The 22,341-nt window shown below is 58.4% G+C and carries 28 protein-coding genes; 10 read left to right on the plus strand and 18 right to left on the minus strand.

Annotation, left to right across the window (positions count from 1 at the left end; genetic code table 11):
* A partial coding sequence (locus tag ACR0IP_RS20960) for a homogentisate 1,2-dioxygenase (protein ID WP_480527760.1) occupies positions 1–214 on the minus strand: 214 nt, incomplete at its 3' end.
* Positions 215–271: 57 nt separating this feature from the next.
* On the opposite strand from ACR0IP_RS20960, the gene ACR0IP_RS20965 reads away from it, so the two are divergent.
* The 3 genes from ACR0IP_RS20965 to ACR0IP_RS20975 all read left to right on the plus strand — a co-directional run bounded on the left by ACR0IP_RS20965 (position 272) and on the right by ACR0IP_RS20975 (position 3,451).
* Positions 272–712 (plus strand): MarR family transcriptional regulator, encoded by a 441-nt coding sequence (locus tag ACR0IP_RS20965; protein WP_170474298.1) that lies wholly within the window; start codon positions 272–274, stop codon positions 710–712.
* A 59-nt stretch (positions 713–771) separates the two neighbouring features.
* Positions 772–2,028: an adenylate/guanylate cyclase domain-containing protein gene (locus ACR0IP_RS20970; protein ID WP_480527762.1), complete on the plus strand. Its 1,257-nt coding sequence runs from the start codon at positions 772–774 to the stop codon at positions 2,026–2,028.
* Between the two features lie 82 nt (positions 2,029–2,110).
* A complete protein-coding gene (locus tag ACR0IP_RS20975) occupies positions 2,111–3,451 on the plus strand; it encodes a serine hydrolase domain-containing protein (RefSeq protein WP_480527764.1) in 1,341 nt (446 codons plus the stop codon).
* A gap of 158 nt (positions 3,452–3,609) precedes the next feature.
* Here ACR0IP_RS20975 and ACR0IP_RS20980 read toward each other — a convergent pair whose 3' ends face one another.
* The gene (locus ACR0IP_RS20980; RefSeq protein ID WP_170692936.1) at positions 3,610–4,545 is read right to left on the minus strand and encodes a hydrogen peroxide-inducible genes activator; all 936 of its coding nucleotides are present in this window, start codon (positions 4,543–4,545) and stop codon (positions 3,610–3,612) included.
* A 123-nt stretch (positions 4,546–4,668) separates the two neighbouring features.
* Here ACR0IP_RS20980 and ACR0IP_RS20985 point away from each other — a divergent pair, with 123 nt between their 5' ends.
* Positions 4,669–5,355, plus strand: coding sequence for a GNAT family N-acetyltransferase (locus ACR0IP_RS20985; RefSeq protein ID WP_480527767.1), 687 nt, complete (start codon positions 4,669–4,671; stop codon positions 5,353–5,355).
* Between the two features lie 56 nt (positions 5,356–5,411).
* Here ACR0IP_RS20985 and ACR0IP_RS20990 read toward each other — a convergent pair whose 3' ends face one another.
* Complete coding sequence (locus ACR0IP_RS20990; protein WP_170380504.1) at positions 5,412–6,221, minus strand: division plane positioning ATPase MipZ; 810 nt, start codon at positions 6,219–6,221, stop codon at positions 5,412–5,414.
* Positions 6,222–6,438: 217 nt separating this feature from the next.
* On the opposite strand from ACR0IP_RS20990, the gene ACR0IP_RS20995 reads away from it, so the two are divergent.
* On the plus strand, positions 6,439–7,326 hold the full coding sequence (locus tag ACR0IP_RS20995; RefSeq protein ID WP_480527769.1) for an AEC family transporter: 888 nt from the start codon (positions 6,439–6,441) through the stop codon (positions 7,324–7,326).
* 80 nt (positions 7,327–7,406) lie between these two features.
* Positions 7,407–8,993, plus strand: coding sequence for an MFS transporter (locus ACR0IP_RS21000; RefSeq protein WP_480527771.1), 1,587 nt, complete (start codon positions 7,407–7,409; stop codon positions 8,991–8,993).
* A gap of 121 nt (positions 8,994–9,114) precedes the next feature.
* Here the strand turns inward: ACR0IP_RS21000 and rpmE are convergent, their stop codons facing one another.
* Both rpmE and rplS read right to left on the minus strand, forming a co-directional pair.
* The gene (gene rpmE, locus ACR0IP_RS21005) at positions 9,115–9,336 is read right to left on the minus strand and encodes a 50S ribosomal protein L31 (RefSeq protein ID WP_170380502.1); all 222 of its coding nucleotides are present in this window, start codon (positions 9,334–9,336) and stop codon (positions 9,115–9,117) included.
* Positions 9,337–9,347: 11 nt separating this feature from the next.
* The gene (gene rplS / locus ACR0IP_RS21010; RefSeq protein WP_170380501.1) at positions 9,348–9,731 is read right to left on the minus strand and encodes a 50S ribosomal protein L19; all 384 of its coding nucleotides are present in this window, start codon (positions 9,729–9,731) and stop codon (positions 9,348–9,350) included.
* Between the two features lie 366 nt (positions 9,732–10,097).
* On the opposite strand from rplS, the gene ACR0IP_RS21015 reads away from it, so the two are divergent.
* Entirely contained in the window at positions 10,098–10,895 is a 798-nt protein-coding gene (locus tag ACR0IP_RS21015) for a glycoside hydrolase family 25 protein (protein ID WP_170380500.1), read from the plus strand.
* Between the two features lie 5 nt (positions 10,896–10,900).
* Here the strand turns inward: ACR0IP_RS21015 and ACR0IP_RS21020 are convergent, their stop codons facing one another.
* The 11 genes from ACR0IP_RS21020 to ACR0IP_RS21070 form a co-directional block, all read right to left on the minus strand.
* Positions 10,901–11,326: a hypothetical protein gene (locus ACR0IP_RS21020; RefSeq protein WP_480527774.1), complete on the minus strand. Its 426-nt coding sequence runs from the start codon at positions 11,324–11,326 to the stop codon at positions 10,901–10,903.
* 138 nt (positions 11,327–11,464) lie between these two features.
* A complete protein-coding gene (trmD, locus tag ACR0IP_RS21025) occupies positions 11,465–12,274 on the minus strand; it encodes a tRNA (guanosine(37)-N1)-methyltransferase TrmD (RefSeq protein WP_170380498.1) in 810 nt (269 codons plus the stop codon).
* Positions 12,271–13,080, minus strand: coding sequence for a hypothetical protein (locus ACR0IP_RS21030; RefSeq protein ID WP_480527776.1), 810 nt, complete (start codon positions 13,078–13,080; stop codon positions 12,271–12,273). The genes trmD and ACR0IP_RS21030 overlap by 4 nt, the downstream gene beginning before the upstream one ends.
* Positions 13,080–13,583 (minus strand): ribosome maturation factor RimM, encoded by a 504-nt coding sequence (gene rimM, locus ACR0IP_RS21035; protein WP_170681331.1) that lies wholly within the window; start codon positions 13,581–13,583, stop codon positions 13,080–13,082. Before rimM ends, ACR0IP_RS21030 begins: the two co-directional genes overlap by 1 nt.
* Before the next feature lie 143 nt (positions 13,584–13,726).
* Complete coding sequence (bluB, locus tag ACR0IP_RS21040; RefSeq protein WP_170681329.1) at positions 13,727–14,362, minus strand: 5,6-dimethylbenzimidazole synthase; 636 nt, start codon at positions 14,360–14,362, stop codon at positions 13,727–13,729.
* A 12-nt stretch (positions 14,363–14,374) separates the two neighbouring features.
* A complete protein-coding gene (gene rpsP, locus ACR0IP_RS21045) occupies positions 14,375–14,764 on the minus strand; it encodes a 30S ribosomal protein S16 (protein WP_480527779.1) in 390 nt (129 codons plus the stop codon).
* A 70-nt stretch (positions 14,765–14,834) separates the two neighbouring features.
* Positions 14,835–15,131, minus strand: a complete 297-nt coding sequence (locus tag ACR0IP_RS21050; RefSeq protein WP_480527781.1) for a chorismate mutase — start codon at positions 15,129–15,131, stop codon at positions 14,835–14,837.
* Complete coding sequence (locus ACR0IP_RS21055; RefSeq protein ID WP_480527783.1) at positions 15,128–15,679, minus strand: GNAT family N-acetyltransferase; 552 nt, start codon at positions 15,677–15,679, stop codon at positions 15,128–15,130. Before ACR0IP_RS21055 ends, ACR0IP_RS21050 begins: the two co-directional genes overlap by 4 nt.
* Complete coding sequence (locus ACR0IP_RS21060; protein ID WP_480527784.1) at positions 15,676–16,230, minus strand: GNAT family N-acetyltransferase; 555 nt, start codon at positions 16,228–16,230, stop codon at positions 15,676–15,678. The genes ACR0IP_RS21055 and ACR0IP_RS21060 overlap by 4 nt, the downstream gene beginning before the upstream one ends.
* Positions 16,230–17,738 carry a signal recognition particle protein gene (gene ffh / locus ACR0IP_RS21065; protein ID WP_170641482.1) on the minus strand — a complete coding sequence of 503 codons (1,509 nt, stop codon included), beginning with the start codon at positions 17,736–17,738 and terminating at the stop codon, positions 16,230–16,232. The genes ACR0IP_RS21060 and ffh overlap by 1 nt, the downstream gene beginning before the upstream one ends.
* A 162-nt stretch (positions 17,739–17,900) precedes the next feature.
* The gene (locus tag ACR0IP_RS21070; protein ID WP_480527787.1) at positions 17,901–18,419 is read right to left on the minus strand and encodes a hypothetical protein; all 519 of its coding nucleotides are present in this window, start codon (positions 18,417–18,419) and stop codon (positions 17,901–17,903) included.
* An 88-nt stretch (positions 18,420–18,507) separates the two neighbouring features.
* Here ACR0IP_RS21070 and ACR0IP_RS21075 point away from each other — a divergent pair, with 88 nt between their 5' ends.
* The gene (locus ACR0IP_RS21075) at positions 18,508–19,038 is read left to right on the plus strand and encodes a prolyl-tRNA synthetase associated domain-containing protein (RefSeq protein WP_480527789.1); all 531 of its coding nucleotides are present in this window, start codon (positions 18,508–18,510) and stop codon (positions 19,036–19,038) included.
* On the opposite strand, the gene ACR0IP_RS21080 is transcribed toward ACR0IP_RS21075, so the two are convergent.
* Positions 19,039–19,779: an aspartate/glutamate racemase family protein gene (locus ACR0IP_RS21080; RefSeq protein ID WP_170380488.1), complete on the minus strand. Its 741-nt coding sequence runs from the start codon at positions 19,777–19,779 to the stop codon at positions 19,039–19,041. It lies immediately after the preceding gene.
* A 73-nt stretch (positions 19,780–19,852) separates the two neighbouring features.
* Positions 19,853–20,434, minus strand: coding sequence for an NAD(P)H-dependent oxidoreductase (locus ACR0IP_RS21085; protein ID WP_170380487.1), 582 nt, complete (start codon positions 20,432–20,434; stop codon positions 19,853–19,855).
* A 112-nt stretch (positions 20,435–20,546) separates the two neighbouring features.
* Here ACR0IP_RS21085 and ACR0IP_RS21090 point away from each other — a divergent pair, with 112 nt between their 5' ends.
* On the plus strand, positions 20,547–21,425 hold the full coding sequence (locus tag ACR0IP_RS21090) for a LysR family transcriptional regulator (protein ID WP_170380518.1): 879 nt from the start codon (positions 20,547–20,549) through the stop codon (positions 21,423–21,425).
* Positions 21,422–22,327 carry a DMT family transporter gene (locus ACR0IP_RS21095; RefSeq protein WP_170692899.1) on the plus strand — a complete coding sequence of 302 codons (906 nt, stop codon included), beginning with the start codon at positions 21,422–21,424 and terminating at the stop codon, positions 22,325–22,327. The genes ACR0IP_RS21090 and ACR0IP_RS21095 overlap by 4 nt, the downstream gene beginning before the upstream one ends.
* Positions 22,328–22,341 lie beyond the last annotated feature (14 nt).

The following is a 22,341-nucleotide window of genomic DNA, read 5'->3' on the forward strand; positions in this document are numbered from 1 at the left end:
TCCGCTCGGGTGGATTCGCGGTGAAGGCCGTGCCGCTGAGCTGTTCGCCATAGAGGCCATAGTTGCAGCGCTGCGGGCTGTTCATGCCCTGAGGCAACGCGCCAGGCAGCGCCTCGGTCTCAAAGTCATTGCCGAAGCCAGGCATATAGCCGGGATGCGTTCCTACAGGTGTGACAGCCTGCGTCAGACTATGCGGTTCAGCCTTGTTGGACATCGTGAACTCCTCGGTTTTCTGCTTGTGAATTATTAGTTGTTTTTGTAACTAACAAGCATGTCCCAAGAAAAAGATGATTTTGATCTGCAGAATTTTTTGCCGTTCCTGTTGAATCAGGCAGCTGAAGCAGCCTCATTGGAGTTTCAGCGCCTCTACAAAGAACGCTATGGCATGCTGCGCAGCGAATGGCGGGTGCTGTTCCATCTGGGTGTCTTCGGCACTCTGACCGCGAAAGAGATTGGCAAGCGCGCGAAACTGCACAAAACCAAGATCAGCCGCGCGGTTCATAGGCTGGAACAAAGCCGCTACCTCAAGCGCACAAGGGATGAGGACGACCGAAGGGTTGAATGGCTGACACTGACACCTGCCGGTCAGACCGTCTATCGTGAACTGAGCGGTATAGCTGAGCGCTATGACGCGAAACTGGCGGGCGCATTCTCGGAAGAAGAGGCCGCCATGCTGAGGAAAATGCTGCGGCGACTAGCAGGGATGGCATAAGGTCTAGTAATTTCCATGACGCGGCCCACATTCAGGGCAGTACTTTGGCGGACAATTCCATGACCTCTTCTGATCCCATCTTTGATCTAATCGACTGGCTTGTTTCGAAAGGGCTTGAAGGGGCTGGTCAGGAAGAATTGCTAGACGGCTTTTGCAACCGCCTGATTGATCTGGGCCTTCCGCTGATGCGATTCCACGCGGCGCAGTCGACGCTGCATCCGCTTTATGGCGGCACTGGCTATAGCTGGTATCGGGATTCCGGCGGGGAATCCGAGCGGTTCGCAAACACCGACACCCCAAGCGAAGTCTGGCAACGCAGCCCTCTCTATGCGCTTTTGCATGAGGACATGGATGACCTTCGCGTTCGACTGGTTGATCAGAACGAACCCAGCCGTTTCCCCTTGTTGAATGACCTGCGAGAGATCGGAGCGACGGATTACTACGCAACGGGCGTGTCGTTTGAACGCTCCGAACAGGTGCGTCCGGCGGGTGAGAAAAAGATCGGTGACGGAGTGCTGATGTCCTGGACCAGCGACGCTCCCACCGGTTTTGATGACAGCGATCTGGGGAAAATCCATGTAGCTCTGCCGCATCTTGGGCTTGCGTTGAAATCCGCCAAGAACCAGACCATGGCCAAGGATCTGATGCGCGTCTACCTTGGACGCGATGCGGGGCGGCGTGTCCTATCTGGCGAAATCCGTCGCGGTTCGTTGCAACAGATTGATGCGGTAATCTGGAATTTCGACCTCGAAGGCTTCACCACCCTGTCCGAGGATATGCCGGGTCACGAGATCATCGACATGCTGAACGACTATCTGGCCGTTGCCGTGGGCGTGGTACACGACAATGGTGGCAACATCCTAAAATTCATGGGTGACGGGCTGATGGCCATGTTCGACGTGGGAGAGAGCGATGCCGATGCCCGCGCGGCTCTCGCCGCCGTCGCCATGCTGCAAAGCCGGATGGAAGAGCTGAACGCGCAAAGACAGGCGAATGGGCAGAGGGTGGCGAATTTCACTCTGGCGCTACATTCGGGTGAGATCCTCTATGGCAATATCGGATCAGAAACTCGGCTGGATTTCACGGTGATTGGTCCTGCGGTCAATCAGGCGGCCCGGATTGCCGGGATGCATCGGTCGTTGGGCCAGAGGATTCTCGTCTCCGACGACGTCGCCCGCGCCGCACAACCTTGCAGCCAGGAACTGATTTCGGTCGGGCGCTACATGTTGCGCGGTGTGAACGAACCGAAAGAGCTGTTTACGATCTACAGCCCCACGCAGGTCTCGGAAGAGACAGAGGTTAAGAACGCAACGTAACGGTGGCGTGGCTCGTGCCGTGGTGAAACCTTCTGGTCAAATGGGAAAAAAGGGGCGGGCCGTCTAGGCCCGAAAGGGGCGCATGTTCGGGAAGGTTCTAAAATACTCGGTTGGGACGTTGGCATTGGCTTTTGTCGCAGCAGGTGGTTACCTGTGGATGGCGCCACCGGATCTGTTGAAAGTGGGCACCAACTATTCCGCCAAGATCGTCTGTTCGAACGTGTTCCTGGCCAGGCGCGATGCAGAGACTGTGTTGCAAAGCGATGTTCAGGCGCCGGGACATCCCTTGCTGAAGCAGGTTTCGGTCAGCGTCGACGAACAGGGCCAAACGGTTGAGGCGCGAATGTTTGGCTTCTTTGCTCCGGCCAAATCCCAGTATCGCCCCGGTTTGGGATGCACGAATGTGCACGACGTAACGTTGGCGGATCACACCCTGCCCGAACCCGCGCCCGTACCCAACGGTCTTTGGCCGTATGGAAATGAGGTGGTTCTGTCCGAGAACCCCGCGCTGGCTGATGTATTGTCGGACCCGTCCTTGCTGGGCGAAGGCTACCGCGCCGTCGTTGTGGTCAAGGACGGGCGCATCATTGCCGAGGCCTATGCTGATGGCTTTGATTCCGAAACCCCCTTGCTGGGATGGTCCATGACCAAAACGATCACCGCAGGTTTGATTGGTACGCTGATCCAGTCGGGCGACATGGCGCTGGGCGATGATCTGACGGATGTCTTCCCCGATTTTGCCGGGGACTCGCGCCGCAACATCACGGTCGAGGACATGCTGGCCATGTCCAGCGGCTTGCAGTGGGATGAGGAATATGGCGACGTCTCGGACGTAACGCGGATGCTGTATCTCAAGGATGACATGGTCGATTTCGCCGCCGGACGCCCCGCCGCCTATCCCACCGCGACCGAGTTCAGCTATTCCTCGGGCACGTCCACAGTTCTGTCGCGGGTGTGGCAGGGCCAGCTTGAAGAGGGCGACCTTGGCTACCCGCGCACAGCACTATTCGACCCTCTGGGCATGCACTCAGCTGTGATGGAGACCGATGGGGCAGATACATTCGTGGGTTCAAGCTACATGTACGCCACCGCGCGCGACTGGGCGCGCTTTGGGCAGTTTCTGCTGCAGGGCGGTGTTTGGAAAGGGCAACAGATCTTGCCCGAAGGTTACACCGATTGGATGTTTGAACCCGTCGCAATCTCGGACGGAGCTTATGCCAAAGGGCATATGTGGCTGGACGGCCCACGTGGTGAGCCGCAATTCGAGGACACCGTCTGGCTGCAGGGCCATGACGGCCAATCCGTTGGCATTTTTCCTTCACAAGATATGGTCGTGGTGCGTTTGGGGCTGACGCCGTCACGGTTAGGATACTCGCCACTGCCTTTGGCCAAGGCTCTGATTGCGGCTGTGGGTGACGGCTGAGCTGCTGCAGCGTACAGACGGCGGTCGCAGGTTTTCCTCTTGCTCAGACCTGTTGCGTCGATCTCTGAAAAGCGATTCCAGAGCGGATTGGCAAAATCGGGTTCTATCCTGAAGAAGAACCACCTGCTCGCAGGCAAATCGGTCCATACGCACTCCTTCTAGCCTTCGATGCTGACCAATCCCGAAAACTCTTTTCTCGCGACACTGAGAATAATCTCCGAAAGGAAAGCGAACGTCTTATGGTGACCGCTAGATTTTCGCCAAACCAGACCGATGGACCTGTTCAACCGTCCCGGGCGATAGGGCACCAGAACCACATCTCCGCCGATCTCTGGGATTTCAGATGCAGCGTAAAGCGAGGGAAGAAAGGACACGCCGATATTCATAGCTGTCATCTGCCGAATTGCGTCTAGACTTGTGCCCTCGTAGTCGTAAAGGAGGTTGGCCCCTACAGTACTTGCGAGGTCTGCAACTTGGTTGTGAAGCGTGAAACGACGAGAGAGCGCCAGAATGCTCTCACCCTTCAGATCTTGGTCATTGGCCATTTCCTTGTGGGCAAGTCGGTGATTTCGGGCCACCGCAAGTTTCAGAGGTTCCCGAAGCAGGCGCAGGATCGTGACGTCTGACGAGTTCACGGGCAATTGCGTCAGAATGAAATCATGTACCCCGCTTAGAAGCTCCTGCATCAGTTCGGATGGCGCTCCGTCTCGCACTGTCAGTTTTAGGTTCGGGTGGTTTTCATGCAGGTGGTGAAAAACACGCGGCAAAAGGTACGGACCGAGGGTTGGTGATGATCCCAGTCGGAACGTGCCCGCAAGCTCGGATTTCATCCGGCCGGACGTCTCTTGTAGCGAAGCGACCTCTGACAAGATGCTTCGGGTTTTTTCCAGTACTTCGCGCCCCTCTGGTGTCAGCACTGCTCCGGCTCTGCCGCGCTCGACCAGTTTCAGTTCAAGCGCGGCTTCGAGATTGGCAATCTGCAGGCTGAGAGATGGCTGGCTGATGCCTATCCGCTCAGCGGCTTTTCTGTAGTGACCAGTTTCGGCCAGCGCTCGGAAGTAAGCCAGTTGTTTTAGTGTCAGCTGCAAGCTCATTGATAGGTTTTTCCAATCAAAGTTTCTTGCACAATAGGCTATTTTATTGAGCTGAAACAACCATCATTAGAGCGTGACCTGTTTTAGAGCGCTTGTTTTTGGTGCGTTTGCTCGGAGGATTTCATGAATATTCAAAACGAATTTGCCAAAACGGACGATGTCCGTGCGTTTCTAGCCTCAGTCCACTTGCCAACTTCGCGATCGCAGGGTGTCCTTTCACGGGACGAAATTGACTGGTGCAAGATGCGTGGCATCGAATTGGCATATGATCCTGTGCAAATCGGATGGGTACCTCTGCTCTGTGAGGATGACATATCTGAAGCCTCCAACCGGCCTCAATCTCAGCAAATTCGGTTGCGTCCCTGGCAGGCGCAGGATGCAGCTGACTATGCTGCCATGCTCTCGTCAGAACGATTGTGGCAATATTTGCCCGATCGATACCCGGGTGCAATCAGCGAGGATGACGCGCGACAGTTGATCGAATTGACGGGTGAAGACCATCACGAAGTCTTGGCCGCCACGGTAGACGACATTGTCATCGGGCAAGCCAGAATGCTGAGGGTGGGACAAGACAGCGCCGAAATTAGCTATTGGATCGGCGAGCAGCATTGGGGCAAAGGGTATGCCAGCTCCATCGTAGCGCAATTCTGCACACAGTGCTTGCGTCTAAACCCTGAGATTAGTCGGCTTTTTGCGGTTGTGCACGAGAGCAATATTGCGTCCCAATCGATCCTCAAGAAGTGCCGCTTTGCCGAGATCTCTCGTGACACTGTCTGGATAACATTCGAGCGCTACCGCCGCGCGTCTTAGGCTGTAGTGCCCGATTGGGGTTGCCAGGTCTGGCGAGTAAGCGGTTCAAATAGCGCTTAGAAGTCGATCTCGACGCCGGGCAAGTTCAACTCGCGCATCATGTCGCGCAGCTCCTGACGCGCGGCGATGTTCGAGATGTTCAGCTGTTTGACGCCGATATCTTTGAGGTCCAGCAAAGTCAGGCCACGGGGAAAGAGCTCGCGGAAGATGACCCGCTCGGAAAAGCCCGAAGCGACGCGGAACCCGATGCGTTGCGACAGCATCTCAATCGCGCGTTGCATCTTTTCCTTGTTGACCATGCGCTGAGTACCCACGCGGTTGCGTACGACGACCCAGTCAATCGGTTTCAAGCCAGCCTGCGCTCGCAATTGCCGCGCATTCCACACCATTTCGGAATAGACCGAAGGGCCAAGAATCTTTTCACCCTTGGAATCAATCCGGGCCAACAGGTCGAAATCAATGAAACTATCGTTCAACGGTGTGATCAGCGTATCGGCCAGCGAATGCGCCACTTGGCTGAGGCGGGTGTGTGAGCCAGGGCAGTCGATCAGGATAAAATCGCTGTCGTTCTCAAGCTGCGAAACAGCCGCCGACAGACGATGGTCATAGATGTTCTCGCCTGGTTTCAGGGTGCTGGCATCGATCTCAGGCAGGTCGTGGTGGCGCGGGCTGGGCAGGCTTGCCTCAGCGTTTTTCAGAAAGTTCGCCCGGTTCTCGAAATAGCGTCCCAAGCTTCGCTGCCGCAGGTCCAGATCCAGCGTGCTGACCTTGCGGCCCAGACGCGCCAGAGCGGTGGCCACATGCATGGAAACGGTCGATTTGCCTGCGCCGCCCTTTTCGTTCCCCACTACAATGATATGTGCCATGCCGTCGTTCCCAAGCCCTGCCGTGTTTGTCCACACGTTGTTAGGAGCCACTATATGTTGTGTCAGCGGGGATGAAAAGAACCTCGGAGCGTTGTTTCGACCAATAACAGGCTCTAATTTGGAAAACCCAATCGCTTTGGCAGTTTAGAACGCCATGCTTGCCAAAACCGGGTCCGTGATTCACTGTTCAATCGGGGATCGGACAGGAGGATACCGGTTGGAGCAACTGTTCCTGAGCGTTCTGAACGTGGTTTTACCGGTCCTGATTTGCGTGGGCATCGGGTATGGGCTGGCTCTTACCAAGTCTCCGTTTGACAATAAGGTGGTCGGAGGGATCGTCTCGCGGGTCGGCTATCCGACCCTGATCCTATCGCATCTGGCAGGCACCAAGCTGAATGTGGGCACGTTTCTGGATATGATGAGCGCCGCCGCGCTGGCGGTGGCCAGCTTTGGCGTACTGGGTTTTGTGGCGCTGCGGTTTCTGCGCCTGCCCGTAAGGGCGTTTCTGACGCCTCTGATGCATGGGAATGTGGGCAATATTGGCCTACCGATCACTCTGCTGGCGCTGGGTGATGCGGGGATGGCCTATACAATGGCCTTTGTCGTCGTTGTCCTGATCAGCATCTTTACCGTTGGCATGTGGATCCCGGCGGGAGTGTTCTCGGTCAGAAAGCTGGTCACATCACCGATCATCTATGCCGTGGCCCTGTCGCTGATCCTGATGGCCACAGGGACCAGCCTGCCGCAACCGATTGCCAAGTCCTTCGATATCCTCGGCGGGTTGTCGATCCCTCTGATGTTGCTAACACTGGGCCACTCGCTGGCGACGCTAAGGATTGCCAGTCTGGGGCGTGCCGTCTTGCTGACCGGACTGCATCTGGTCATGGCTGTGGGCATCGCCATGGGTCTGGTCTGGCTCTTCGGCTTCACAGGTGCCGAGCGTGGCGCCCTGATCCTGTGCTGCCTGATGCCATCCTCGGTAGCGACATACCTGTTCATCGACCAGCACGTACCGGAATACGGCCCGGATGTCGCCGGGTTCATCCTTGTGTCTACCCTGACCACCATACTCGTTCTACCGCTGGCACTGACCTACTGGATTTGACGTAAGCCCTATGCGTAGCTGCAAAAATCGCTAGTCTACTGATAAATTGCGGTAAAGAGCTACAAGCTCAGGGTGACACGATGAACGGAAAGACGCCGACAGACGTAACCCCACAAGCCCGCGCCCGCGTGGTGCTGGCGATGACGGCAATCTGCATGATGGTTGTGGGGTTTAACACCACCGCCGTTGCGACGATCCTGCCCAACCTGAAAGCCGAATTCGACCTGACACCGTCTGGCCTGCAATGGGTAATGGCGATCTATACCGTCGCCAGCGCCTCTCTTGTTACCATCGTTAGTCGTCTGGGCGATATCACTGGCAAGATGGGGGTTTTCTTCTTTGGTATGGTCGTCTTTGCCTTCGGATCTGGCTCGGTCCTGTTTGCGCAAGACGCAACGATGCTGTTAATCGGGCGCGGTGCGCAAGGCGCGGGGGCAGCGGCGTTGTTCGGAACCTCTCTTTCCCTGCTGACAGCGGCGACACCTGAGGAACAGAGAGCCGGTGTCACCGGTTTCTGGGGCGCTATCGTCGGGCTGGCTATCGGCGTTGGTCCCATCGTAGGCGGTGCCTTTGGGCATTACATTAGCTGGCGCGCGGTGTTTGCCGCAGATCTAGTTCTACTGGTCGTGGCCTTCACAATTGGGTTGCATGTCAGCAAACGGAAGTACGTGCCTGACACACGCCTTGCCGGGGCACGTTTCGACTATCCCGGAGCAGTTGCCATTCTGTTGTTTCTCGGGCCGCTGTCCTTTGCGCTTAGCAATGGGGAAAGCGGCGGGTGGAGCACGCCACTGACGCTAATACCGCTGGCTGTGGCGGCTCTGGCGACCGTCCTGCTGGTCATTGTCTCGCGTCGCAGTGATGACCCGTTGATCGAGCTGCGGTATTTCCGCCATCCGCGTTATTTCATGGCCGCCGCGGGAATGTTCTTTACCGGTTTCACGCTTTTCTGTTTCTTTGTCTATTTCAACACGTTTGTGCAATCGCCGGATGCCTTTGGCTATACCTCCATTGGCGCGGGATTGGCGATCATGCCGCTAAGCCTCAGCATGTTCGTCATATCTGTCACCGCGCCCAGGTTTCTGGCACCCTACAGTTTCCAGTGGCCGGTTGCGATCGGACTGGGGGCAATGGGATGTGGGTTCCTGTTGCTGACGACAGTTTCGAATACCACGCAATATTCCGAGATCTGGTGGAAGCTGCTGATCGTCGGGATCGGGTTGGGCATCTGTTTCTCGCTTCTGCCGCGCCTTGGCCTGCGCCTGCTGCCCGAAGAGCATGTTGGGCAGGGCTCAGGCGTGATTAACGCCTGTCTCTATTTCGGAGCCACCTTGGGGGCAGTGGTCGGTGGGTTGGCAGAGTCCATTACCACACGCCGGGGCCTGTCCGAAGTGATTGACGCACTGCCCTCCGGATCAACGCAGCGTGCTGATCTGGCACATGCGCTGACCCACGGCAAACCTGGCGAGGTCCAGCAGTTACTCACCAGCCTAGAACCGACGGCAGGAACAGCTCTGGCTGAGGCTCTAAGGGACTTGCAGGACAACGCCTTTGACAGCGCGATGGTGGTCGCCGCGATTGCCGCTCTGATCGGGATGGTTTTGGCGCTGCTGCTTCTGCGCGGACCAGTGCCGCCGCTGCACAGTGCAGTGGAACTGACGAAGTAAGACAGTTATCGATCCGATTTCATTTTGGAAACAAGTCAGCGTGGCGTGCATCATGCATTTAGTCGGAAACAAAAAAGGCCGCCCCCAAGGGACGGCCTTTCGAAACCGAACGCGATAAGGCTTAGAAGCCCAGACCTTCGTATTTCTTTTTGAACTTCGACACGCGGCCGCCGGCGTCCATCAGGCGCGACGAGCCACCGGTCCATGCGGGGTGCACGGAGGGGTCGATTTCCAGAGCCAGCTGATCGCCTTCGCTGCCCCAGGTGGATTTCATCTGAACAACGGTGCCATCGGTCATTTTGACGTCGATGACGTGATAATCGGGATGGATGTCTTTTTTCATCTTTCCGTTCCTTACGCTTCGGCGCCAGCTTTGGGCTTGTAGTTGGTGACCTCTGCGATACGTGCGGATTTACCACGACGGGTGCGCAGGTAGTACAGTTTGGCGCGACGGACGCGGCCACGGCGAACAACAGTGATGCTGTCGATATTGGTCGAATGCAGCGGGAATACACGCTCCACGCCTTCGCCGAACGAAATTTTGCGAACGGTGAACGAACCGGCAATGCCGTTGCCACCTTTACGCGCGATGCAGACACCTTCGTAGTTCTGCACACGGGTACGCGACCCTTCGGTCACTTTAAAGCCGACACGAACGGTGTCACCGGCTTTGAAATCGGGGATGTCTTTCCCCAGGGCGGCAATCTGTTCCGCCTCAAGCTGTGCGATCAGGTCCATCGCATTCACTCCTATCTGCTCGTGGTTGGTCCACGAAGTTTGGGCACGGCCTGAGAGCTCTTGGTCTTCACCGGGTCCTGCGTACAGCCCGCCAGAGGTCAGATCGAATGTTCCTTTGGTCCGGTCTGCCCTGACACGCGTTGGCCGAAGAAAGCTAAGCGGTGCGCCATGAAACAAACCAAAACACCGGAGTCGCATCGCGCGGCACCGGATTGCGCTGCTTTAGGGGGTTTGCGGACAGGGATCAAGCCCAAATCGCAGGCACTGGCGGTGGGATTTTGCCAATTCCTGAATGCGCCGTTGCTTTGTGCGTTGGATCAGGCATTCTGAGGTCAATTACAAGAGCAGTTATTTCAGGCTGAAACAATGACCCGATTTGCAATCATGCTGGCCCTGGCAGCCGCTGTTTTGGTGTCCTGCGGACGCAGAGGACCTCCGCCGCAGGTCGTAGAGGCCACACCGGGCGTGGACCGGACCGCGCCCGCCGTGATCTACCCCGATTTTGGCGATGCCGACCCCCATGACTGGGACGGGCGACATCCCGGCCTGTATCCGGTTCACGGGTTGGATGTCTCGCGTTGGCAGGGGCCGATTGACTGGCGTCAGGCCAAGGCCTCGGGCGTCAGCTTTGTGTTCATGAAGGCGACCGAGGGGGGTGATTTTACCGACCCGATGTTCGACGAACATCGCCGCGGCGCGCAGGCGGCGGGTGTGCCGTGGGGAGCGTATCACTATTACTATTTCTGCCGACCGGCCCGCGAACAGGCGCAGTGGTTCATTCAGAACGTCCCGAAAGGTGCAGACCTGCCGCATGTGCTGGACATGGAATGGACGCCGCATTCGAAAACCTGCACCCTGCGCCCTGATGGCAAAATCGTCCGGGCCGAGGCGCAAAAGTTTCTCGATATCCTCGAACGGCACTATGGTCGCCGACCCATCGTCTACACGACTGTGGATTTCTACCAGGATACCGACATCGGACGGCTGTCAAAGACCGAGTTCTGGTTGCGCTCGGTCGCGGGACATCCTCGCCAGGTCTATCCCGGCGCGGTCTGGAGGTTCTGGCAATACACTGGCACCGGGCTGGTGCCGGGGGTTCAGGGTAAGGTCGACATAAACGTCTTCAGCGGCCCGCCCGAGATTTGGGCGCAGTGGAAAGGATAGACGCCTTAGGATTGAGGTGCCGCGTAGCTTTCCACGGTGCCGCCCGCGACAAGGTGATCTAGCCTGCGCACGCGTTCCTCACCGTAGGCATTGCGCAGCCAGAACGCTTCTCCTTGGGTCAGCACGCGGCGGTCAAAGCCACGCTCGCTAAGGCATCGGTCTACCTGATCCATCTCGCCTTGCGCCCTGAGTTCGTATCGGCTGCCATATGCAAGCACAGAACCGACCAAAGGTGACGACATCAGGATGAAGGCGGGATAGGCTCCGATCACTGCGGCATTCCCGCCGATGTCAGCTTCGTTCGAGCAAGACAATACCGCGTTTCGAGCGGATGCCATATTGTGTCCGGCCTGAGTTGGCACGGAGTCTTCCAAAGCACTGGTTGCACATGCCGAGACAAGTACGCAGCCCAAAAGTATTAGCTTTTTCATGAATTCCCGTTCTTTCAAATGTGCGAATTTTTTGAGTCCATCGCAAAACTCAGGGATGAGTATCCCGCGATTTCCTCAACTGCAATTAGCATCAGCTTTAACTGTGGACCTGCGGTTTGCGGGCCACAGTCGCCTGTGTCATTTGAAAGATTTCTGCTTGGTACGAAGGTAGTCGTCCCACACATCAGGCCGCCTTTCCCGCGTTATGTCCTCGGCCATTTGTTGGCGCCATTCGGCGATGCGGCCGTGGTGGCCGGACATCAGGACCTCAGGGATCGGGCGGCCGTGCCATTCTGCGGGGCGGGTGTATTGTGGGTGTTCCAGAAGGCCTGAGGAAAAGCTCTCTTCCTCGGTCGAGTCCTGATTGCCGAGCACGCCGGGGATCAGCCGCACGGTGGCGTCGATCAGAGCCTGCGCTGCGATCTCACCGCCAGTCATGACGAAATCGCCGAGGCTGACCTCTTGCACGCCGTAATGCTCCAACACGCGTTCGTCCACGCCTTCAAAACGGCCGCAGAGCAAGGTCATCCCGTCGCAGCGCGCCAGATTCTGCATCATCCGCTGGTCCATGCGCTTGCCGCGCGGGCTGAGGTAGATCAGCGGCCAGTTGCCCCGGATACCGGCCATGGTCTGTTCGATGGCAGGCCCCAATACGTCGGCCCGCAACACCATGCCCGCGCCGCCGCCTGCGGGTGTGTCATCCACATTGCGGTGTTTGCCGATCCCGAACTGCCGCAGATCAACAGTTTCCAGCTGCCAAAGCCCTTCCTGAAGAGCCTTACCTGTCAGGCTTTCGCCCAGAACGCCGGGAAAAGCGCTGGGAAACAAGGTGATGATCTTGGCTTTCCATACGCCGTGCAGATCCGGCGTTGGAGTCATCAACTCGCGCGGTTGCAGAGTGGGTCGGATGGCCTTGCGACCGTGGGATTTGCTTGGTGTATCTGTCATGACTGGGCAACCAGATCGTCCTTGGCGCGTTTGATGAGGGCCTTCTTTTGCGCCATCAAAGCCGCATCGTCCAGCGCGGAACGGTTCAACTCCAGCAATTCTAGCAGAACATCATCAGTCGGGCGGGCCTTGTGCGGCTCCGGCGCGACCAGTTTTAACATCTTTTCGCGTGGTAGATTCAGAAATGCCGCAAACGGAGCGCCTGGACCAAAGCGCCGCTTGCGCAGGTCCTCCATCCACTCGGTCTGGACCTTGACCAGCGGCAGCCGGTCCTGAAGCATATCGGCTGTCTCTTTCGGGGAGGGGAGGTCGTTCAGCGCGTCTCGGAAGCCGTCATAGTCCTGCACCAGCCGTGTCCGCCGCAGATCATGTGCCCAGAGGCTGCGCATCCAATCCTCACGCTGTCGCAAGGACAGATAGATCGTGAGGTCGACCGGCCCCAGCCGTTCTGTCACCCGCTCAACCAGCGTCGTCGCCAATTCCGGGGTCGCCCCGTAGCCTTCGGCGCCGTTGCGACTGGGGCGCAGTCCAGCAAAGTTTTCCTCGCTGAGGATCAGGCCGCGACTGGTGCCGAAGTCGATAGGATCCAGAAGTGCGTGTACACCTGTTTCGAACTCGGCCAGGGTACTGTTCATGCGATAGACCGAATGCCGCGTGGCGATGTCTGCAAGTCCGGTTTTACGGGTTTTGTAGGGCAGGATCAGTGAAAAATGCGGCCAGATCAGTTGACGGTTCTTGTAGAGAAACGACTGCGCAACGGTGGTGCCTGTCTTATGCAACCCCAGATGCAGCAGAACGCGCCGCATCAGATTAGGCCTTCTGGCGGATCAGCGACGATGCGACCAGCCTCCAGATCAACTGTAGGAACCGCGTCCAGAGTAAAGGGCAGCAGGACAGTCGATTTCAGACCCGGCCCGTGCAATTCCAACAAATCCGCCGCGCCGTGGTTCTGGACCGATTTGACCCGGCCCAGCAGGGTGCCGCCGGTGTCGTAGACCTCAAGCCCGATCAGGTCGGTGTGATAGAACTCGTCATCCGGCAGCGAAGGCAGTTGATCCCGCCGAGCATACAGGCGCAGGCCGTTCAGGGCGTCCGCCTCTTCCTTGGTTTCGACCCCGCCCAGACGCGCCGCAAATCCGTTTTTGATCGCGCGGGTGAGTACTACGGGAAATCGCTCTTTGCCGTCTTCGTCGGTCAGTGGCGAATAAGCTTCGATGTCTTCTGGCACGGCGCAAAAGCTTTTCAGCCGCACCTCGCCGCGCACACCGTATGAGCCCGCAATGCTGCCAACGCAGATCAGATCACTCATTTGAGCCTTCCGTTATACATAGTCCGTTCCGCCATTGCCCGATCACTTCGCAGGCTTCACGCTGGTTATTGCGTTCAAAGAACACGCCGACAATAAATGCGATCAGCAACAGGATGGGAAGCCGTATCAATCCGAACATAGGCCTATCGCACCTCGATTGGCAGAGTCTCGTCTCGGTCTTCCCAACCCGCCCGTTCCAGCTCGGGCGTGTCGGATTCTTCTTCCGGCCAGCCAACGCAGAAATAGCCGATCAGCCGCCAGTTGTCTGGGACGTTCAGATCGGTGTTCATTTGGTCGGGGTCCAGGATCGAAACCCAGCCCAGCCCCAGCCCCTGCGCGCGCAGGGCCAGCCAGAACAGGGTGATAGCCGAGACAACCGAATAGCGTCGCATCTCGGGCATGGTGCCTGCGCCCAGACCCTGACCTTTGCTGGTGGTGTCATCGCAGAACACGGCCAATTGCACCGGCGCTTCCTGCATGCCCGAAAGCTTGAGGCCGCTATACAGCTGTGCCTTCTCACCGGAATACCCGGCCAGAGCGTCCGCATTGGCGGTTTGGAAATTCTTGAGCGCCGCGTCGCGCGCGGCTTCGCTTTCGACGCGGATCACGCGCCAGGGTTCGCTGAGCCCCACCGAAGGGGCCAGCAGAAATGCGTCGAGGCAGCGCGTCAGCACTGCCTCGTCCACAGGGTCGGTGCGGAACCGACGCACATCGCGCCGGAGCCGCATCAACAGATCGAACTGCGTGCGAAAATCGTCGGTGAAAGCCTGATCCTGCACGCGTCGGCCTGCTTATTCTTCTGCTGCAGCTTCTTCAGCCGGTGCAGCAGCAGCTTCGGCCGCTTCAGCAGCCTTTGCAGCTTTCTCTTCTGCGCGCTCTTGGGCTTTCTTGCCCGGAGTACCCTTGTTGGGGTTGCTACGCTCGGCTTTGTCACGAGTGCCAGCAGCTTCCAACATGCGTGCGATACGGTCGGTAGGCTGAGCGCCCTGATCCAGCCAGTACTGGATGCGCTCCATGTTCATTTTCACGCGCTCTTCGCTGTCTTTCGGCAGCAGCGGGTTGTAGGTACCGAGTTTCTCGATGAAACGGCCGTCACGGGGCATGCGGCTATCAGCAGCAACGATGCGGTAGAAAGGACGTTTTTTCGAGCCGCCGCGGGCGAGACGAATTTTCATTGCCATTGTGGTATCTCCTTAAGATGGCGTTCGCCGGGGTCTTGTCCGGCTATTCTTGGTATTCTTGGAAAAGGGGTTATTCCTGATGTTTCCGGTGGTGTCGGATGACTTCCTGAATGATGAAATTCAGAAAAGCCTTGGCGAAGTCGGGGTCCAGATCGGCCTCTTTCGCCAGGTCTTCTAGCCGTTCGATCTGAGCGGCTTCGCGCGTGGGATCGGACGGGGGAAGGTCGTGTTCGGCCTTGAGTTTGCCAACGGCCTGCGTGTGCTTGAACCGCTCGCCCAGCGTATAGACAAGGATCGCGTCCAGCCGATCGATGCTTTCGCGATGCTCTTTCAGCAGCGTCGCAGCCTGTGTCACGGGGTTGGTCATTGGCCGATCCTTTCGGAGGTCAAAGCAGTGTTAGAAACGGTGATAAGCGGGTGACGCCACATCTGGGCTTTCTTGCCCAGCAACTCGGCTTCGCGTTCATACGTGGCTCCAAGACGCTCGGCCAAAGCACGCGAGCGGTCATTTGCATGGGCAATGTACGACATCACGCCGTTCAGGCCTTGATGCTGGGCTGCGTAGCGGCGCGCGGCTTGTGCGGCCTCGAAGCCCAGACCTTTGCCTTCGGCCTGCTCCATCAGGGTCCAGCCCAATTCCGGCTCATCCCAGCCCGGAGCAAAGATCATACCCGCCCAACCAACGAACGCGCCGCTCGTTTTTCCGGTCAGATGCCACAGGCCGAAGCCATTGAGCGCCCAATGACCCAGCCGTTTGGCCAGCGAGTCCCAGCTGCCCAATTCATCCTTCGGACCTCCGACCATATAGCTACGTTCTGTTTTGAAGAACGCGGTCATCGCGGGCAGGTCGTCCTGATGCGGTGCGCGCAGGATTAGACGTTCGGTTTCGACAGTGGGGATAGTGAAAGAGGTCATGCGTAGGCCTCCATTCCACCGTTCACCAGATCCGCCGGGGCAGGGTGCCGCCAGATTTCCGAGGTCCCATACTTGGGATGCTCGTAGATGTATTCGAACTGTGCGCCCAGACGTTTGGCAACGGCGATGCTGGCATGGTTTTCAGGGTCGATCAGCGAGATCGCAGTGTCCCAACCCAGAACATCGTATGCGTAGCTGCGCGCTGCAAACCCAGCCTCAGTCGCGTATCCTTTGCCAGTGGCGTGGTTCAGGAGCGTCCAGCCAACCTCGGGTTCAGGCCAGCCTTCGGGGCACCATAGACCGACACGACCAAGATATTTGCCGGTGTCTTTTTCATCGACGCTCCAGTATCCGTAGCCGCGCAGCGACCAGTGGCCCAGCAGAGACGCGATTACACGCCACACCTCATCCTTGCGCATCTGACCGCCGACAAACTTCGCAGCTTCGCTGGCGAAGAACGCGGTGTCTGCGTCAAGATCAGCCTCGGACGGCGCGCGCAGGATCAGGCGCTCGGTCTCAAGCTGGGGGATATGAAGCGTGAGGGCAGTCATTACTTCTTCTTGCCAAACCCGCTGAGGCCTTGGGGCAGACCCATGCCACCGCCCAGTCCAGGCAGGCCACCGGGCATCTTGCCGCCCATGGCCTTGGCCGCCTGTTCCAGTGCCTTGGGGTCCATACCTGCGGCCATTTCTTCGGGCGAGGGGCCGCCTTTGCCAAACATGCCCTTCATGGCCTGTTTCAACATCTTGCCTTTGCCCATCTTGCCCATCTTCTTCATCATGTCCGACATCTGCCGGTGCATCTTGAGCAGCTTGTTGAGGTCGCTGACTTCCATTCCCGAACCCGCTGCAATCCGTTTCTTGCGGCTGGCCTGCAACAGCTGCGGGTTGGCGCGCTCGCGTTTGGTCATCGACTGGATCATGGCGATCTGCTGACGCAGGATTTTGTCGTCGAGACCCGCCTGATCCATCTGCTTGGCCATTTTGCCCATGCCCGGCATCATTCCCATCATGCCTTGCATGCCGCCCATCTGGATCATCTGTTCCAGCTGCATTTTTAGGTCGTTCATGTTGAACTGACCTTTGACCATGCGCTTCATCATGCGCTCGGTCTGTTCCATCTCCATCGTTTCCTGGGCCTTTTCGACCAGAGCAACGATGTCGCCCATGCCCAGAATACGACCAGCGATCCGGTCCGGCTCGAAGGTTTCGAGCGCGTCCATCTTCTCGCCCAGACCAACAAAACGGATCGGCTTGCCGGTGACAGCGCGCATCGACAGCGCCGCACCGCCGCGCCCGTCACCGTCCATCCGGGTCAGGACCACGCCGGAAATGCCGACCTTGGCGTCGAACTCCTCGGCGACTTCAACTGCGACCTGGCCGGTCAGGCCGTCGACGACCAGCAGGGTTTCGCGTGGGTCAACCACATTGCGGACCTGCTCGACCTCGTCCATCAGCACTTCGTCAATGTGCAGACGGCCCGCGGTGTCGAGCATATAGACGTCATAGCCGCCCAGTGTCGCCTGCTGCTTGGCCCGTTTGGCGATATCAACCGGTGACTGGCCGGGAACGATCGGCAGCGTATCGACGCCGACCTGAGTCCCCAGCACCGCCAGCTGGTCCATCGCCGCCGGGCGATAGACATCAAGCGAGGCCATCAGGACCTTTTTACCCTCTTTCTCTTTCAGGCGTTTGGCGAGTTTACCGGTGGTGGTCGTCTTACCCGAGCCCTGCAGACCGACCATTAGGATCGGCGCGGGCGGGTTGTCGATCTTCAGCTTGCCGGGGTCTTCTTCGCCACGCAGAGTTTCGACCAGCGCGTCATGCACGATCTTGACGACCTGCTGGCCGGGCGTGATCGACTTGGTCACCGCCTGGCCGGTCGCCTGCTCCTGAACCTTCTTGACGAAAGCGCGCGCCACCGGCAGCGAGACGTCGGCCTCAAGCAGGGCAACTCGCACCTCGCGCAGGGCGGTTTTGACGTCTTCCTCGGACAGCGCACCTTGTTTCGTCAGCCGGTCAAAGACGCCAGAGAGGCGTTCGGATAGATTTTCAAACATGCCTTCGGCCTCCTATGCCGGTTATCTGATGGCGTGCCCTACATAGGATGCGCCGGTTAAATGCACAAACGCCCCCACGGGCGAAACTCGCTGGTGGGGGGCGATCCCTGAACGACTCAAGGGACCGGAAGGTCATACGCTTCCGGATGTTTGGATGGGGCTTTAGGCGGATTGGGTGTCAGAGTCAACCTTGCGCGCCGGAAGCCAGACATTGACCGCATCGACCATCCGCTGTGCGCCGCCTCCGCTGACATAGGCTTCGACAATCGGGTGACGGCCAGCACTCATGCCCTTTTCCAGAATCAAAACGGGGCGATGCATCTTGGACGAGGTTCCTTTGCGGCTCGAGGTGGTGGTCTCCACCTCGGCATGGGAGAGGTTCGACAGATCATGTTCCACCGTGTCATAACCAAAGATCGATTGGCGATGGATCACGATGCTGTTTGTGCGACGGTCGAGTATGACCTGCACGCGTCGCACAAAGACGCAGAAGGCGCCAAAGCCCAAACCTCCACCGACCAGGGCAAAGAAAATGCCAAAAAAGATACCCTCACCCCCTTCGGTGGCCATGAAGAGGCCTGCGCCGACGAAACAGAGGATGAAGACAACCAGCATGATGCCCATCAGCCAGGGTGTATTGGACAGTATCAATTGGTCCGGGGTGTTGCGCGTGACTTTCATGGCGGCACGCTAGCATCGAATTCTAGGGCTGTCGTGGCTTGAATTCGCCCGCATGTTGCGCGATTAGCGCGTCAAACAGGAGGCTTTCATGGACGCATCATCCGCTTTTCAGGACACATTGCCGCTCAGTTCCGATGCGTTGTTGGCGCAGTTGGATGATTGGGGGTTGGCGTATCGGCTGCATTCTCATGTGCCACTGCGCACAGTTGAGGATGCGAAGGCAGTTGAGGGCCAGTTCATGGTGCCGGGCGAGAATGCGTTGCGGTTGAAGAACCTGTATCTGCGCGACAAGAAAAAGCGCAACTATCTGGTGACGCTGGAGCAGAGCCGCGAGATTGATCTCAAAGCGCTAGGCGCTGAATTGGGGATCGGCAACCTGTCTTTTGGCTCGGCAGATCGGTTGTTGCAGAACCTTGGCATCCGTCCGGGTGCAGTCAGCCCGCTGGCGATGATCAACGGGGTGCAGTATAACGTGCGGTTCTTCATGGACGCAGCGGCGCAGCAGGCCGACGTGATCTACATGCACCCGCTGGTCAATGACCGAACCGTCGCGATGGAGCGCGCGAATTTGTTGGCGTTCTTCGATCAGATAGGTTGCGATGTGACCTGGCTGGCTTAGTCAGTCCTCCAACGCCTGTTTCAGTGCAGCAGCGACATGAGCCGCCGACGGGTTGATGAACAAATGCCCGTCGGCTTCGAACACAGGGTCGTCCAGATGGTTGGGGAAAGCCAGCGGCAGTTCTGTACAAGCCAGCAGGATGGCCGTGCCCGGTTCTGCATGCTTGTTACAAAAGGCCAGCAGCCGGTCATGAGCGGATTCTGACGCACCGCCGTAAAACTCGCTGTCGATCATGGCCTGCATCTCGGCGATTTCGGCTTCGGGCAGGCGATCAGTCGCGGCGATGCCGTCTTTGGCCAACCTGTCGGCGTAGTTGGTCGCCTGCATGGTCACGGCCGTGCCCAAAACCAGCGCCCGTGACGCGCCTGTTGACGCGGTGACCTCGGCCGTCGCGTCGAAGATGCTAAGAATGGGCATCGACACGCCCTGCCGGATCGCATGAAGACGTGCGTGTGGAGTGTTTGAGGCGATGATCCCAAAATCACATCCCGCATTCTCCAAGGTCAGAAGCGCCTCGCGAAACACCGCGTCGAATGCGGCCCAACTGGCCTCATCGCCGGCCACACCGCGCAAGGTCCGTGTTTTGGCTTGCGTGACGGATTCGATTGTCATCGGTGGAATGGGTAGGGGGGACCCGTGTCCACGCGCGGCGAAGTGGCGGCTCGCCCCTTCGGAAATCGCGCGGTAGTAATCCACCGTCGAGGCCCAGCCGACGCCCCCAAGAATTCCGATCTTTTTCATGACAAACGCCCAATCCGCAGAAAGCTACTGCTGTGCAGATTGGACGTTTCGCTTTGCTTTGGCCAGAGCCTGATCAGGCTGCCAGTTCACCAATGGCTTTGTGGGCATTTTTGACCGACGAGTCGGCATCAATGGCCAATTGATCTGCAGCTACGACGTCGACGTCAGTGATGCCAATGAAGCCTAGAACATGCTTGGCGTAGTCGGTTGCAAAGTCGATTTCAGACCCGACTGCTGTGCCACCTGATGCGATTGCCAGAACGGCGCGTTTGCCTTCCAGCAGGCCTTTGGGGCCGTTCTCGGAATAAGAGAATGTCAGACCGGCTCGGGCAACCAGATCAATCCATGCCTTGAACGCCGCCGGGACCGAAAAGTTGTAGATGGGCAGGCCGATCACGATGGTATCGGCGCGTTGCAGTTCGTTCACCAGCTCGTCGGAAAGGGCCAATTGATCGCGCTGAACGGCATCGCGTTGGTCTGCCGGGGTGAAGTTTGCGGCGATCCAGTCCTCGGTCAGCAGGGGTAGGGGGCTGGCCAGGTCGCGGCGGATGATGCGTTCCGCGCCAAGATGCTGGACGACGCGATGCGACAGGTCGCGGGTTGCTGATCCGGTGCGGCGGGCCGAGGCGTCCATATGCAGGATTGTTTTGGTCATGATGTCCTCATTGGGGAAATTTCGCTCTGCTCCCAATATGAGCGTTGCGCTAGCGAACAAAACTCGGCTAAGTCAACATTGAGTGTTTGAAATTGCACACTATGAGGTCGTGATGGACAATTGGGACGAAGTCAGAACCGCGTATCAGGTGGCCCGTATGGGAACGGTCAGCGGCGCGGCCGAGGTTCTGGGCGTGCATCATGCGACAGTCATTCGCCATATCGACGCCATCGAGGCGCGCCTTGGAGTGAAGCTGTTCCAGCGTCATGCGCGGGGGTACACTCCGACAGAGGCGGGTGAGGACCTGTTGCGCGTGGCCCAAGCGACCGAAGATCAGTTCAACCAGCTGGTCGGTCGCATGAAGGGGCGCGGCGATGATGTCTCGGGTGAGCTGGTCGTGACCTCTCTGGCGTCGCTGGCACCTCTGGTCGTGCCGACATTGACCGAGTTTCAGAAGTCACATCCGGGCCTGATCGTGCGCTATCTGACCGGGGATCGTCTGTTTCGACTGGAATATGGTGAGGCACATGTGGCCATTCGTGCCGGTGCCGCACCCGATCAACCAGACAACGTGGTACAGCCCTTTGTCGCGCAGGAAGTCGGGCTCTACGCTAGCAAGGATTATATCGCGCGGCGCGGCAAACCTTCGGGCGTCGAGGATTTTGGCAACCACGCCTTTGTTGGAAATGACGACGAAAACAGCCGTGCGCCATTTTCGCGCTGGCTGCGGGCAAATGCACCGGTTGAGGCGATGACTTTCCTGTGTTCCAACAACTTCACCTGTGGCGAAGCGGTTCTGGCTGGGGCAGGGATAGGCTTCATGGCCCGGTGGGAGGCCGTGCGCCATCCTGAACTCGAAGAGGTCATGGAGCCACTGCCGGAATGGTCCGGCAAGCTGTGGCTGGTGACCCATGTAGACCTGCATCGTACGACCAAGGTGCAGTCTTTCCTGCAATTCCTGAAGGACCAGTCCAAGGGCTGGCTGCCATGAGCCCACAAGCGCGTGGCCATCTGGCCATGCTGGTCTTCTCGGCCCTGGTCGCAGGCAGTTTCTCGTTGGGGTCGATCATCGCCAATGAGATCGCTCCGGCGGCGCTGAATGCGGTGAGGTTCGGGATAGCAGCAGGTGTGATCGGCCTTGCCGCATTGGCCACCACAGGTTTGCCACGCAGTGCAGCGCAGGCGCCTTGGCGGTATCTTGTGCTGGGCGGGCTGTTCGCCACCTATTTCGTGCTGATGTTCTACGGGCTGCAAACCGCCCCCCCGGTCAGCGCGGCTGCGGTATTTACCCTTACGCCAGTCATCGCCGCCTTCGCTGGGTGGGCGCTGTTGCGTCAGGTCACAACGCCCCGGATGGCTCTGGCCTTGGTGGTCGGCGCGGCAGGTGCGCTTTGGGTGATCTTTCGCGCTGATTGGCAGGCGTTCCGGGCGTTCTCGATCGGAGGAGGTGAGATCATCTATTTCTGGGGCTGTGTCGCCCATGCGATCTACACCCCGATGGTGCGCAAATTGAACCGGGGCGAGCCGGCCGTGGTGTTCACCTTCGGCACGCTCGTCGCAGGGTGCCTGTTACTGACCGGCTTTGGCTGGCGCGACATCCTTGCAACCGACTGGGCCAACCTTCCGGGTATCGTTTGGCTGGGCCTGTTCTACCTGTCCTTCTTTGCAACAGCTGTCAGTTTCGTGCTGGTGCAGTTCGCAGCTTTGCGCCTGCCCTCGGCCAAAGTGATGGCGTATACTTATCTCGTCCCAAGCTGGGTGATCCTGTGGGAGATCGCGCTGGGCAACGGCATCCCGACAGGCCTTATTCTTGGTGGGGTCGGGCTGACCATCCTCGCGCTTCTCATGCTCTTGAAAGACGAAGCGCCCGCTCCGCAAACAGCGCCGGAGTGACTCTTGTGCTTGAT

This window comes from Ruegeria sp. AL11 (assembly GCF_056540865.1).